The organism is Mesorhizobium sp. M2A.F.Ca.ET.043.05.1.1, from assembly GCF_003952445.1.
Classification (GTDB): domain Bacteria; phylum Pseudomonadota; class Alphaproteobacteria; order Rhizobiales; family Rhizobiaceae; genus Mesorhizobium.
In genome coordinates this window covers 6,525,251-6,538,157 of sequence record NZ_CP034446.1, presented here as the reverse complement: position 1 = coordinate 6,538,157, position 12,907 = coordinate 6,525,251, and the positions used below count along the sequence as shown (strand labels likewise).

Below are 12,907 nucleotides of genomic sequence, written 5' to 3'. Positions count from 1 at the left end.
CAAACTAGTGAAGGAGTTTGCCGTGTCGCTGATCCGTGTCGGGCTTGTGGGTCTTGGAGAGGTGGCGCAATCGATCCATCTGCCGGTGCTGGCCGACCAGCGCGACCGCTGGGTCATCGCCGGCGCCCATGACGTATCGCCGAGCCTGGTAAAGCTCATCACCTCGCAATACCCAACCGCAAAAGCCTATGAAAGCGCCGAGGCGCTGATCAATTCGCCAGACATCGACGCGGTCTTCGTGCTCTCGTCGGACGACACGCACAGCCGCTTCGTCCGCGCCGCGATCGCAGCCAACAAGCATGTCCTGCTCGAAAAGCCCGCCTGTCTGACGGTGCGCGAGATCGACGAGCTGATGGCGCTGAGCAAGGACTACGAAAAGAGGATCTTCGTCGGCTACATGCGCCGCTACGCACCGGCCTATCTGGCGGCGCGAGACGAGTTGCCGGCGCACGGAGACATCACCCATGTGCGCATTTTCGACCTGATCTCGGAAGGCCGGCATTTCCTGAAGAAGAGCCAGAATATCCTCTATCCGCGGGACATCGACCCGGCGATCCTTTCGCGCGGTGCCGAGGAGCGCGACGCGCTGATCCGCGAGGTTGTCGGAAAAGACGCCTCGGCCGAGCTCGTGCGCGCCTATCGCGGCCTGACCGCGCTCTCCTCGCACCACATCTCGGCGATGCGCGGCTTGATTGGCGAGCCGCGGCGGGTGGTGGCGGCGCACCGCACCAATGGCGGCGCCAACACCAGCGTCACCTTCGACTACGGCCACTTCGCCTGCCTCTATGACGCGGTGGTCGACGATCTCGGCCTGTTCGACGCCATGATCGAGGTTCGCTCCAACACCAAACGGGTGCGGATCATCTACGACACGCCCTATATCCGCAGCCTGCCGACGCGCCTGGAGGTGACCGAGTCCGGGCCGCTCGGCCCAGTGACGAAGGCCTTCGGACCGCTCTATGGCGATGCCTTCTCCAACGAGCTGGAGACATTCCACCGCCACATCATGGAGGGCACCAAGCCGGTCACCGACCTGGCGGACTCACGACGCGACCTTGCGCTGATGGCCGAGATCATCGCGCGAATGAGAGAGAGCGGCGGAAGATAAGGTCGCCGGCCGCGACATGCAGGCGGGCAGACCCGCCCGGGGTCCGACCGGCAAGCCTGCGATATGGCTTTTGAAGGACACGGAGGCGCACGCCATCGTCAATCAATCCACCGTTCGTTCTTGTCAGTGCGACGGAGATGGCGAGGGCACTATGTGGCTGCCCCCGCCAGAAAGATCAGCGATCGGCGCTCCAAGTCACCCCGCGTTCCTGAATTGAAAGCCGCTGAGCACTTGCTCGTCGGGATCGATCGCACCCAGATTCTTGACAATCCGGAATCGACCGCTCTGTGCCTGCGCGATGTACATGTTCATGCGAACATGGTGTTGGCCTGGAACCATCTCGGCCGGACCGCCTGGGCCTTCGGCGATCCGCACGTGATCGAGCGCCTGTATAACCGCATCTCGCTCGACACTGCCTGCTTCCTTGACCGCGGCTTCCCACATCTTGATTGCCCGGTAGTGGCCGGTGCACCCGCTGCCCGCGGTCAAGGTGGCGCCGCCCGGGAACCGCTCGCTATAGCGGCGCAAGAGCGCGCGGCCGAACGGTTCGCCGAGTTCCTGGTAGTAGTCGAGGCAGCTATAGAGGCCCTCGATCTGCTCGGACGGCACCAGATTGAAGAAGTTCTCGTCGAAGTAAGTGCAGACGATTCTGCCGCCGCGTTTGCCGAAACCGGCCTTGTGCAGTTCTTCGAGGAATGGCGTCAGGCCCGGCGGGACAATGGTGTTGAAAACCACGTCGGTGCCGCTGGCCATGATCTGCTGCACCGTCCGCCGGAAATCGACGGTGTCGAGCGGGAAATACTCCTCGCCGACGATCTCGCCGCCATTCGCGTGCACCGCCCGACTGGCGGCCTTGTTGAGCAGATGCGGCCAGATGTAGTCGGCCGACGGCAGATAGAACCGCTTCGCCCCGGTGCTCTTCATCAGCCACGGGATCAGCGGGTCGACCTGCTGCGCGGGCACGGGGCCTGTGCAGAAGATCAGGGGATCGTTTTCCTGTCCCTCATACTGCTCGGTATAGATGTAGAGCGTCCTGCCCCGCGTGACCGCCTCGCTCTTGATCGCCAGGCGGGTCGAACTGTAGATACCGCCGACGACCACATCGACCTTGTCGGCATCGACCAGTTTCGCGGCCTTTGCCTTGGCGACACTGTCGGTGGTCTCGCCATCCTCGATGACGAGTTCCACCGGCCGGCCGAGGAGACCGCCTTTGGCATTGATATCGTCGACGAGCATCATGGTGAGGTTCGCGTTTGCGATGCCCATGAAAGACAATGGGCCTGTCAGTTCGGCGATAAGGCCGATCTTGATGGGTTTCGGATCCATCTGAAATCTCCGATTACCGGTTTCATGTTCTGGATTTTGCCGGACGCGCCGCCGCCGACGGCAGGCGACGCGCGGCGTGGACCTCAGGCCTCGTAGTGGCCGAGCAGCAGTGCCGCCTGCGGCTTGCCGACATGGCCGGCTTCCTGAAGGATCGCCGGCACCTCCGGATCCGACACGAAATTCTTCCAGCCCTCGGCGTCCCAATCGAAGATCGCCCAGACGCGGTCCGGTTCGCTCGGGTCGCGGAACACGGTTGCGCCGTTCGAGCCGTGCAGCCGGCGCTTGTCGGCGCCCTTGGTTGAAAAGATGCGGATGAAGTGGTCGACGTCCGCCACCTTGGTCGTTGCGAGAAGCATCCGATTACCCTCCTGTCGGTCGCGGCCACCATTGGTCCGTCGACAGGACTACGATGCGCGCCTCGCAGCGGGCGCACATGGGGTGAATTCCCTATGCCGGCATTTCGCCCGGCCGGACGAGGCCATGCTCGACCGCGTAGAGCGCGGCCGCGCCACGGGTGCCCACGCCGATCTTGGCGTAGACCGCCTGGATGTGATGGTCCGCGGTCTTGGGCGAGATGTCCAGCTTCCGAGCCACTTCCTTCGCGGTAAGCCCAGCGGCGATCAGGCGCAGCACCTCGATTTCGCGCGGCGTCATGCCGGCCAGCGCCCGCGGCAAGGCCCGGCGCGACTGCTGCCCGGCGAATGACAACACGGCTTCGGCAGCGTCGGGGCAGATACAGCCGTCACGAACAGCCGCGCGCAGCTGTGCCGCCGCCGCCTCGCTGGACAGCGCCTTGCGGTGCGGACGTTCCTCGCGTGACGTCTGGAAGGCTTCGGCAGCGGCCAATATCCTCGCCGCCGGGGAGAGGTCGGAGCCGCCGACCTTGCGGTGATATCCCGAACCATCCAGGCGTTCGTGATGACGCAGCACGAGCGCGCCCATCGCATCGCCGTCATGGCCGAAGGAAGCCAGCGCCCGCTCGCCGTAATAGGCATGCAGTTGCGCGGCGTCGCGCTCGCGCACCGATAGCGGGCCGTTGCGCATCCAAGTCGCCACAGGCACTACGAGCTCTCCGATGTCATGGATGCAGCCCGACCAGCGCAGCGCGCGGACATCGGCGGCGGGCAGACCGATCCTTGCTCCAGCACCCGCGGCCATCTCCGACACCATCCGCGAATGGCCCTGCGTGAATGGCATGCGCATGTCGATCATGTCGGCGATGGCGAGGAACGCCTCGTCGCAAGCCCCTTCGTCCAGCGTCACCGGCGGATCCGGCTCCAGCGCCAGGATGGTCTCGCGGTCGACCGTGGCGCCGATACCCTTCATCAGCATCGCCGCATTGGCGGAAACGAGCCGCGCCAGATCGGCCTCGTATGGGCCGTCGGCACGACTGGCAATGGTCTCGGCCATCCCGTCGATGCCGACGGCATCGCTGAGCGCAATCGCATCCTGCGCCAGCGTGATCAGGCGCACGGCGGGCAGGACCTCCTCGCCACTCAGTCCACGCGGCAGGCCCTTGCCGTCCCAGCGCTCGTAGATCTGTCCGAGATTGCGCCGGATTTCGTCGGAGAGACCGAGGCGTTCGCCGATCCGCTGCGCCACCTCGCAATGGGCTGTCAGAACCGGGCGCGCCACGGCGAGCGCCTGCGACATCGCGGCCTCGATCGCCTTGGCCTGCGCGTCAGGTGCGAGATCATAATAGAACCGCTTGAAGGCCTGCACGAAGACCCTGCCCAGTTCCGCACGGTTACCCATGTCGAGACCGACAAGGTCCTGGCGAAGCGCGATTTCGTCGCCGAAGAGACCCGAGAGAAGGTCGGTGTCCGCGTTGCAGCCGACATAACGCAGCATGGACTGGTGATAGGCATTGCGCCGAACCTGTTCCGAAACACCAGCAAGTTCGGCGATCCGCATTGCCAGCACGCAGGATTTCAGCGCGAAGTCGCGGGAATGGCCTGTCGCGAGATCCGAGGCATAGGCGAGGACCATCATGAAGTCTGCTCGGCGTATCGAGACTTCTGTCATCGCACACCCTCAGCCAGGTTATGCCAACTCGGCGCACCAACTCGTCACATGTCGACAGCGTCTCAGCCTGAGATGTCCGACGTGGACAAACCAGCCTTGACGAAGCCCTCTTATACCAGCAAGTCCTAATGTAGGTAAGCGTTTGATTTCCTCGCGGATATCAGCCGCTTCCGGCTATCGCGATGGAACTATGTCGCGATCGAGGCGCATCGAACTGGTCGGGGATATAGATTTGTACTTAAGCGAGCCGGGTCCAAGGAGCGTCCCGCGGTATTGCAACCGGCAATATCAGCCGTCCAATTTCGCCCGACATCTCGGCTACGCCTGAAACCGGCGCGATCATCGTATCGCCTGCCGGCTGGCCCCGATGGCGTATCGGCCATGCCTCACTCGTCGGGAAACGTCGCGCTGCCTGTGGCCTCGGCTATTCGGCCGCGACCCGCTGACCACCAGCGCGGCGCAACAGCGCGTATCCCGCTTCCTCGACCGCCTGCGCGGCGCGTTTGCGGATCGCTTCGGACACGAGAACGCCATCGGCGAAATCCTTGTCCGTCGCGTAAACCCCCGTCGGCAAGGCAAGCGCCTCGAAGAATCCGAACAGCGGCCGAAGCTGGTGCTCGACGATCAGCGCGTGCCGTTCACCGCCGCCGGTGGCAAGCAGCAGCACCGGCTTGCCCCTGAGCGCGGCTGGGTCGAGCAGGTCGAAGAAGTGCTTGAACAGGCCCGTATAGCTGCCCTTGTAGGTCGGTGATCCGACCACCAGCACATCAGCGTTGACGACCTTGTCGAGAACGTCGCGACCCTGCTGATCGAGATCGCGCGCCCATTTGGCGCTGCCGAGCGAGGCGCCGACATCCTCGATGTCATAGGTGCTCGCGGACAGATTGTTGCGGACGGCGATATCCCTGACGACATGCTCGACGAAGCCGCGCGTCTTCGAGGGCCGGGTGAAATTTCCGGAGAAACCGACAACGGTTGGATTGGGCATGCTGCGGCACTTTCTCGGTATGTCGACGACCAGAGTCCAATGTCTACAATTTTTATGGACTCCGACCCGTCTTAGAAGGAACCGTCGACCCTTGGAGGGCTCGCCACCGAACAATTTTTCCATGGATCGAACAGATTATGGATACCGACAGCGAGAGGCCCATAAACACTTTGCCGATCAGCGGGGGAAAACGCGCCAGGACATCGGGCGCCATCCTCTTCAGCCCTGCGGATGAACCTGCGGCAGGGCGGCGGCGAGCGATCGCTCGAACGCATCGACCACCATGTCGATCTGGGCCTCGGTGATGATCAGCGGCGGACAGAAGGCGATGGCATCGCCCATGTTGCGCGAGATGACGCCATTCTGCTGCAGGAAGCCGTTGACCAGCGCGCCGAGCGCCGCGGGCTTGCCCCACGGCGCCTTCGCCGCCTTGTCGGCGACGAGCTCGACGGCGGCGATGAGGCCGACGCCGCGCACCTCGCCCACCAGCGGATGCGAGGCGAGCTTGCGCAGCCTTGCCTGGAGATGCGCGCCGACCTTGCGCGCATTGCCGACAAGGTCGCGCTCCTCGATCAGCTTGATGTTCTCCAGCGCGACCGCCGCGGCGACCGGATGACCGCCGCCGGTGAAGCCGTGACCGAAAGTTCCGATGCGGTTGCTCTCGTCGGCGATCGGCTCGAACACATGATCGTTGATGAGCAGCGCCGAGATCGGCAGATAGGAAGACGAGATCTGCTTGGACAGCACCATGATGTCTGGCTTGATGCCGAAGGTCTGCGAGCCGAACATCTCGCCGGTGCGGCCGAAACCGCAGATCACCTCGTCGGCCACCAGCAGGATGTCATACTTAGACAGCACCGCCTGGATCTTCTCCCAATAGCCGGCGGGCGGAACGACGACGCCGCCGGCGCCCATGATCGGCTCGCCGATGAAGGCGGCAATCGTTTCAGGCCCCTCGGCAAGGATGAGCTTTTCCAGCTCGTCGGCGAGCCGGGCGGAAAACTGTTCCTCGCTTTCGCCGGGCTGGGCGTCGCGCCAGTGATGCGGCGTCGACGTGTGCAGGATGTTGGCGATCGGAAGATCGAAGGAGAGATGGTTGTTCGGCAGACCGGTCAGGCTCGCCGAGGCGATGGTGACGCCATGATAGCCGCGCTTGCGGCTGATGATCTTCTTGCGCGCCGGCTGTCCGAGTGCGTTCGAGCGATACCAGATCATCTTGATCGCGGTATCGTTGGCCTCGGAGCCGGAATTGGTGAAATAGGCCTTGCTCATCGGCACCGGCGCCATCTGCACCAGCTTCTCGGCCAGGTCGATCAGCGGCGCATGCGCCTTCGAGCCGAAGTCGTGGTAAAAGGGCAGCTTCGACATCTGTCTTGTCGCGGCTTCGACCAGCCGCTTTTCCGAGAAGCCGACGGCGACGCTCCACAAGCCCGCCATGGCCTCGATGTAGCGATTGCCGGCAATGTCCTCGACATAGACGCCGTCGCCCTTTTCGATGACCAGCGGGCCGGTTTCCTGGTGCTTGCGCGCGTTGGTGTAGCCATGCATGTGGTAGCGGATATCGCGGGCTTCAGGGGAATTCGGTCGGGGGTCCATCATCATGGGGTCCTGTCTGGGGGTCCAAAGCGGAAATAGAACGAGATTCCTCGTTGAGAAATCCGAAAGTTCCGCGTTGCATTGTCACGGCTGATGGCTCATCGCGAAGGCTGATCGCAAGAGCCGCGAAGCCAGGATCGATAGCGCCAACAATCCGCGACCGTCGCGGAACTATTGGCGCAGTTGGGTTGGAGCATGGAACAAGTCGATTGCATCGTCGCCGGCGCAGGCGTGATTGGTCTGGCGGTCGCGCGCGCATTGGCCGCCAAAGGTCTCGACACGCTGATCCTCGAAGCCGCGGATGCCATCGGCACCGAGACGAGCTCGCGCAATTCGGAAGTCATCCACGCCGGGATCTATTATCCGCGAGGGTCGCTGAAGGCCCGGCTCTGCGTCGCTGGCCGCGGCATGCTGTACCGATACTGTGCGGAACGCGCGATCCCGCATCGCCACGCAGGCAAGCTGATCGTCGCGACCGACGAGGCCCAGGATCCCGCGCTTGCCACGATCCAGGCTGGCGCCGCTGCCTGCGGCGTCAACGATTTGCGCTTCGTCTCCGCCGCCGAAGCGCAAGCCCTGGAGCCGGCGCTTCACTGCACCATGGCGCTGCTTTCACCGTCGACTGGCATCATCGACAGCCACGCGCTCATGCTCGGCCTGCTCGGCGACGCCGAGGATTACGGCGCAACGCTGTCGCTCAACACCCGCATCGTCTCGGGCCGCGTCGAGCCGGGCAGGATCGTGGTGCGGACGATGGACGCGGCTAGCGGCGAGCAGTTCGAGATCGCCGCACCGCGCCTTATCAACGCGGCCGGCCTGGGCGCCGCCGCCCTGGCAGGCTCGCTCGAAGGGTTTGGCCGGCAATTCCTGCCGACGCTTCGCTACGCCAAGGGCAATTATTTCTCGGTTGCCGGGCGCGCGCCCTTTTCACATCTTATCTATCCTGTGCCTGAGCCCGGCGGGCTCGGCGTCCATCTCACGCTCGATCTTGCGGGCGCCGCCCGCTTCGGACCGGACGTCGAGTGGACGGACACGATCGACTATCGCGTCGATCCGGCGCGCGGCGAGCGCTTCTATGCCGCGATCCGCAAATATTGGCCCGACCTGCCCGATGGCAGCCTGCAGGCGGCCTATAGCGGCATCCGGCCGAAGCTCTCCGGCCCAGGCGACGCCAACAGCGATTTCGTCATCCAGGATGCCGCAACGCATGGCGTCGACGGCCTCGTCAATTTGTTCGGCATCGAAAGCCCCGGCCTGACTGCCAGCCTGGCGATCGCCGAGCACGTGATGGGCATCGTCGCGCCCACGACCGGCTGACGGCGCCGCGGCGTCAAGATGCGGCGCCCTCGCACTCAATGCCGGCGCCCACGTCCAACGAGGCGGTATCTGAAGCGATCGCGCACGAACTCGTTGAAGAATTGGCCTTTTGAGAAAGCTGCCTTGAAGGCCATGTAGATCTCGGGTTCCACATCCTCATAGTCGTAGCGGTCGCCGCTCGGAACGAACCACACCGAAAGGACTCGCCGCGACGGATCATAGTGAATGTTCTGGATTGCGGTGGAAGGCATGGCCGGCATCCTGCTTCCATCCTAACCCTTCACGCATCTCCAGGTTCCGCGAGCCGGGAGCGGCCTTGCACAAGCGCTCCGACCGCCTATCTGACCCGCATGTCATCAGCCAAACGCCCGACCAAAGAGAGCGCCCGCCAGGGCGATCTCTTTGGTGCGCCCGCGGTGCCCGCAAGCCTGCCCGAAGGCTTCTCCTACCAGCCTGAACTGATCACCCGTGACGAAGAGCACGAACTGGTCCGCCATATCCGTGGCCTGCCTTTCAAACCGTTCGATTTTCACGGCCATCTAGCCAACAGGCAGGTCGTCGGCTTCGGCCTGCGCTATGACTATGAGCGCCGCCAGGTGCTCGAAGCGCCGCCCATTCCGGATTTCCTGCTGCCGCTGCGCGCCAAGGTCGCCGAATTCGCGGGCGTCGCGGCGAGCGAATTCGCGCAGGTGCTGATCAACGAATATCGCCCGGGCGCCGGTATAGGCTGGCATCGGGACAAGCCGCATTTCGAGCTGGTCGCCGGCGTTTCCCTGCTGGCGCCCTGCAGCTTCCGGCTGCGCCGCAAGAGCGGCGCGGCATGGGACCGTGAGACGATCGACGTCGAGCCCAGGTCGGTCTATCTCATGGCCGGCCCGTCGCGAAACGAGTGGGAACACTCCATCCCGCCTGTCGCGCAACACCGCTACTCCGTCACCTTCCGGACGATGCGCGTCTCTTAAGTGGCCGCTGTCACGACTTTACGGGAACTATCACCCGGCCCCGGGGTTGTGTCGTCAGATTTCGAGATCGAAAGGAAAGACGATGCGCACCTTGACGATGGTCCTGACGCTGTCGGCAATGGCATTGGCGCAGCCCGCTTCTGCTCAACGCGCCGATCCGCAGCCGCCTCAAGCCCCGCCTCCTGCCCAGGAGCCCATCCCGGGCCAGCCGCAGTCCGGCCAGCCTGGCCAGGACGATGCCGCCCAGAACGTCACCAACATCGTCGTGGTGGCGATGGAGGACCTGCCTTCGGAAGTGAAGGCGCAGGCGGAGGCCGTGGTCACCAGGACGACGGCCAAGGAGCTGGCCAAGCTGCAGAACTCGGTCGATGCCTCGCCCGAGGCGACGTCGGTCCTGCATGCGAACGGGCTGAATTCCTCGCAGGTCGTCGCAGCCAACATCGACGGTGACGGCACGCTGACGCTGATCATCCAGACGACGGCCTGACCGGCCAGCAGCCAAGCGACCGCGTCCCGCCTTCGATCCTCACTCTTGCGGAGGTCGCCATGACCGAAGCCGCAGTCCGCAACTTCACCCTGAATTTCGGGCCGCAGCACCCGTCCGCGCATGGCGTGCTGCGGCTGGTGCTGGAATTGGACGGCGAGATCGTCGACCGCGCCGACCCGCATATCGGCCTGCTCCATCGCGGCACCGAGAAGCTGATCGAATACAAGAACTACCTGCAGGCGCTGCCCTATTTCGACCGGCTCGACTATGTCGCGCCGATGAACCAGGAGCATGCCTTCTGCCTTGCCGCCGAAAAGCTTCTGGAACTATCGGTTCCGCGGCGTGGGCAACTGATCCGCGTATTGTTCTGCGAGATCGGGCGGCTGCTGTCGCATCTTCTCAACGTCACCACGCAGGCCATGGATATCGGCGCCCTGACCCCGCCGCTCTGGGGCTTCGCCGAGCGCGAGAAGCTGATGGTTTTCTATGAACGCGCATCCGGCGCCCGCATGCACGCCAATTATTTCCGCGTCGGCGGCGTGCACCAGGATCTGCCGGAAGAACTGCTCGACGACATCTGGAATTTCTGCGATCCGTTCCTGAAGGTCTGCGACAATCTCGAAGGGCTGCTCACCGACAACCGCATCTTCAAGCAGCGCAATGTCGATGTTGGCGCGATCTCGCTCGATGACGCATGGGCCCTTGGTTTCTCCGGGCCCATGGTGCGTGGCTCGGGCGCCGCCTGGGACCTGCGCAAGGCACAGCCCTATGAATGCTATCCCGAGATGGAGTTCGATATCCCGGTCGGCAAGAACGGCGACTGCTACGACCGCTATCTGGTACGCATGGAAGAGATGCGCCAGTCGGTGCGCATCATGCGGCAGTGCCTGGAGAAGCTGCGCTCAGCCGATGGCCACGGCCCGGTCGCGGTGGCCAATCAGAAGATCACGCCGCCGCCGCGCGCCACCATGAAGCGCTCCATGGAAGCGACCATCCATCATTTCAAGCTTTATACCGAAGGCCACCGCGTGCCGCGTGGCGAGGTCTACGCCGCGGTTGAGGCGCCGAAGGGCGAGTTCGGCGTCTATCTCGTCTCCGACGGCGGCAACATTCCCTACCGCTGCAAGATACGGGCGCCATCCTTCGCCCATCTGCAGGCGATGGATTTCCTGTCGCGCGGGCACATGGTGGCGGATGTCGCGGCGATCATCGGTTCGCTCGACATCGTCTTCGGCGAGATCGACCGCTAACGCAAGGAAGGCGGAGAACTCGCCAGGTCTCCGTTACTCCTATCAAGATCTCGAACCAACGCCCCGGTGCGTAGGTGCACGCCTAGTGCATGAACACAGCTCTCAGCCACGCAAAGATGCCTGCACCCGGAGAGACCGCCGCGCGCACGCGCGACGCCGCCCAGCGCGCCGGCATGTTGGCGCCGACATGGCAATGGCAGACAACCTCATGCAGTTGCCAGTCGCTCATCTCGAAGAAGCGCTTGGCTTCGCCATACGTGTCATCCTGCAGGCCCTGCGCACGGAAGATCGGGTCTTCGAATGCGACGGTGATCGCCGATCCGTCGGTGCGCATTCTTTCACGCACGTCGGGTGGAGCGTATTCGGTGCCCGCCAACGCCGTCAGGCGGCGGCTGGGGCTTTGTTCGAGAAGTTGCGCCCAGCGCTCAAGGCGCTGGCCCCGGTTGGCGATGAGAGCCGGTGCTTCGGCGTGAACGTCGGCAACGGCGTTGATTTGGTCAAGGGTTTGGTGCTTCACGGCCGTCTCCTGTATCGACAGATGATCACCCGCCCACACTGGGAACTAAGGCGCCGCCCAACGCCGGCAAGGGCCGAAACGGACCCGCGAAATCATTTGATCGTCACCTGTCGCCATTTGCCGGCGCGATCGTGTGGGAACCATCCGCCGGCGCGGCCGTTCTGCCAGCTTGCGCCGCCGATCGCTCCTGACGAAACCGTCTGAATACGGCGATCGCCTCTTCATTTTCAGGTCGGGCAGGACATCCCGCTTGTCGGGATCGCGCAGAGCCTGCCAAGGCGCCGAGCGGAAGGAAAAAGCGATGGCCATTCTCCCCAATCCGGACCCGTCTCCAACGCCGGCGCCCACGCCTCCGCCCATCCCGGAACCCAAGCCGATGCGCGAGCCGGATCCGGATCGGCTTCCCGATGAGGCGCCGATCCCCAATCCCGATGAGAATGACGCGCCGCCCAAGCATTCCACGCCCAGCCGGCGCGAGTATTGACACCGTTGCGGGACGCGCGCCGAACGCACCTCCCGAGGATCGTCATTCGCCGCGCATCGTCGCCTGGAAGGTCGGCAGGTGCTTCTTCTGCGCTTCGATCATACGCTCGCGGTAGACGCCGTAGATGACGTCCGTGTCGTGCAGCGTCACGCCCGCGATGGTCGGCGAGGCGAAGACCGGCAGCTCGATGCCGCGCTTCGACAATTGCTCGGCCGTGCGCGCCAAGAGCTCATGCGCCATGATCATCGCCAGCACCGTCGACGATCCCGCCACCGGTCGGGTCCAACCTTCGATCGGCACCACCGCGTCCTCGATCGGCGAGCAGGTGTCGATGACGAGGTCGGCGGCATCCGCCAGCCTTTTGCCGGAGGAATGCGTGGCCGGCTTGTCGAGATTGTTCTTGCTGGTGACGGCAACGACGAAGATGCCGCGCTTCTTGGCATAAAGCGCGGTGTCGATGCCTGACGAATTGCGGCCGCTATGACCGAAGATGATGATGGAATCGCCCTTGTTCAGCGGCTGATGGTCCAAGAACTTCTCGGCATATTTTTCGGTCCGCTCCAGCCACAACAGCTCGCGCACGCCGCCGGCGCCGAGCACGTTGTGCCACATCACCCGAGGGTCGGTCAGCGGATTGAAGCCGACGAAGCTGCCGTAGCGCGGGAACATCTCCTGCGCCGGCAGCACCGAATGGCCCGAGCCGTAGAGATGCACCAGCCCGCCATTTTCCAGCGTGTCGGCGAAACGGCTCGCAGCCTGGCCGAAGGCTTCGGCATTCGCCTTTGAAGCCTGTTCGAGAAGAGCGGTGAGGCGTGGGATATAGAGGTCGGACACTTTGGTACTCCTG

Annotated in this window: 14 protein-coding genes; 6 read left to right on the top strand and 8 right to left on the bottom strand. The window is 64.0% G+C overall.

The window, feature by feature from the left end:
- Positions 1-22: 22 nt before the first annotated feature.
- On the top strand, positions 23-1,108 hold the full coding sequence (locus EJ069_RS31545) for a Gfo/Idh/MocA family oxidoreductase (protein WP_126064446.1): 1,086 nt from the start codon (positions 23-25) through the stop codon (positions 1,106-1,108).
- Between the two features lie 195 nt (positions 1,109-1,303).
- On the opposite strand, the gene EJ069_RS31540 is transcribed toward EJ069_RS31545, so the two are convergent.
- From EJ069_RS31540 to EJ069_RS31520, 5 genes are all read right to left on the bottom strand, one after another.
- The gene (locus EJ069_RS31540) at positions 1,304-2,434 is read right to left on the bottom strand and encodes a substrate-binding protein (RefSeq protein ID WP_126064445.1); all 1,131 of its coding nucleotides are present in this window, start codon (positions 2,432-2,434) and stop codon (positions 1,304-1,306) included.
- A gap of 83 nt (positions 2,435-2,517) precedes the next feature.
- The gene (locus EJ069_RS31535; RefSeq protein ID WP_027024197.1) at positions 2,518-2,790 is read right to left on the bottom strand and encodes a hypothetical protein; all 273 of its coding nucleotides are present in this window, start codon (positions 2,788-2,790) and stop codon (positions 2,518-2,520) included.
- A 91-nt stretch (positions 2,791-2,881) separates the two neighbouring features.
- Positions 2,882-4,426: an HD domain-containing phosphohydrolase gene (locus EJ069_RS31530; protein ID WP_245456376.1), complete on the bottom strand. Its 1,545-nt coding sequence runs from the start codon at positions 4,424-4,426 to the stop codon at positions 2,882-2,884.
- A gap of 457 nt (positions 4,427-4,883) precedes the next feature.
- Positions 4,884-5,447 (bottom strand): FMN reductase, encoded by a 564-nt coding sequence (gene msuE, locus EJ069_RS31525; protein ID WP_126064443.1) that lies wholly within the window; start codon positions 5,445-5,447, stop codon positions 4,884-4,886.
- 219 nt (positions 5,448-5,666) lie between these two features.
- A complete protein-coding gene (locus EJ069_RS31520) occupies positions 5,667-7,043 on the bottom strand; it encodes an aspartate aminotransferase family protein (RefSeq protein ID WP_126064934.1) in 1,377 nt (458 codons plus the stop codon).
- A gap of 195 nt (positions 7,044-7,238) precedes the next feature.
- On the opposite strand from EJ069_RS31520, the gene EJ069_RS31515 reads away from it, so the two are divergent.
- Positions 7,239-8,360 carry an NAD(P)/FAD-dependent oxidoreductase gene (locus EJ069_RS31515; RefSeq protein WP_126064442.1) on the top strand — a complete coding sequence of 374 codons (1,122 nt, stop codon included), beginning with the start codon at positions 7,239-7,241 and terminating at the stop codon, positions 8,358-8,360.
- A 35-nt stretch (positions 8,361-8,395) separates the two neighbouring features.
- Here EJ069_RS31515 and EJ069_RS31510 read toward each other — a convergent pair whose 3' ends face one another.
- Complete coding sequence (locus tag EJ069_RS31510) at positions 8,396-8,611, bottom strand: KTSC domain-containing protein (RefSeq protein ID WP_126064441.1); 216 nt, start codon at positions 8,609-8,611, stop codon at positions 8,396-8,398.
- 99 nt (positions 8,612-8,710) lie between these two features.
- Between EJ069_RS31510 and EJ069_RS31505 the strand changes: the two genes are divergently transcribed.
- The 3 genes from EJ069_RS31505 to EJ069_RS31495 all read left to right on the top strand — a co-directional run bounded on the left by EJ069_RS31505 (position 8,711) and on the right by EJ069_RS31495 (position 11,059).
- Positions 8,711-9,322, top strand: coding sequence for an alpha-ketoglutarate-dependent dioxygenase AlkB (locus EJ069_RS31505; protein ID WP_126064440.1), 612 nt, complete (start codon positions 8,711-8,713; stop codon positions 9,320-9,322).
- An 82-nt stretch (positions 9,323-9,404) separates the two neighbouring features.
- On the top strand, positions 9,405-9,809 hold the full coding sequence (locus EJ069_RS31500) for a hypothetical protein (protein ID WP_126064439.1): 405 nt from the start codon (positions 9,405-9,407) through the stop codon (positions 9,807-9,809).
- A 59-nt stretch (positions 9,810-9,868) separates the two neighbouring features.
- Positions 9,869-11,059, top strand: a complete 1,191-nt coding sequence (locus EJ069_RS31495) for an NADH-quinone oxidoreductase subunit D (RefSeq protein ID WP_126064438.1) — start codon at positions 9,869-9,871, stop codon at positions 11,057-11,059.
- An 82-nt stretch (positions 11,060-11,141) separates the two neighbouring features.
- Here EJ069_RS31495 and EJ069_RS31490 read toward each other — a convergent pair whose 3' ends face one another.
- Positions 11,142-11,576, bottom strand: coding sequence for a hypothetical protein (locus EJ069_RS31490; RefSeq protein ID WP_042639475.1), 435 nt, complete (start codon positions 11,574-11,576; stop codon positions 11,142-11,144).
- Positions 11,577-11,877: 301 nt separating this feature from the next.
- On the opposite strand from EJ069_RS31490, the gene EJ069_RS31485 reads away from it, so the two are divergent.
- On the top strand, positions 11,878-12,060 hold the full coding sequence (locus tag EJ069_RS31485; RefSeq protein WP_126064437.1) for a hypothetical protein: 183 nt from the start codon (positions 11,878-11,880) through the stop codon (positions 12,058-12,060).
- A 42-nt stretch (positions 12,061-12,102) separates the two neighbouring features.
- Here the strand turns inward: EJ069_RS31485 and EJ069_RS31480 are convergent, their stop codons facing one another.
- Entirely contained in the window at positions 12,103-12,894 is a 792-nt protein-coding gene (locus EJ069_RS31480; RefSeq protein ID WP_126064436.1) for an SIS domain-containing protein, read from the bottom strand.
- Between the last annotated feature and the right edge of the window lie 13 nt (positions 12,895-12,907).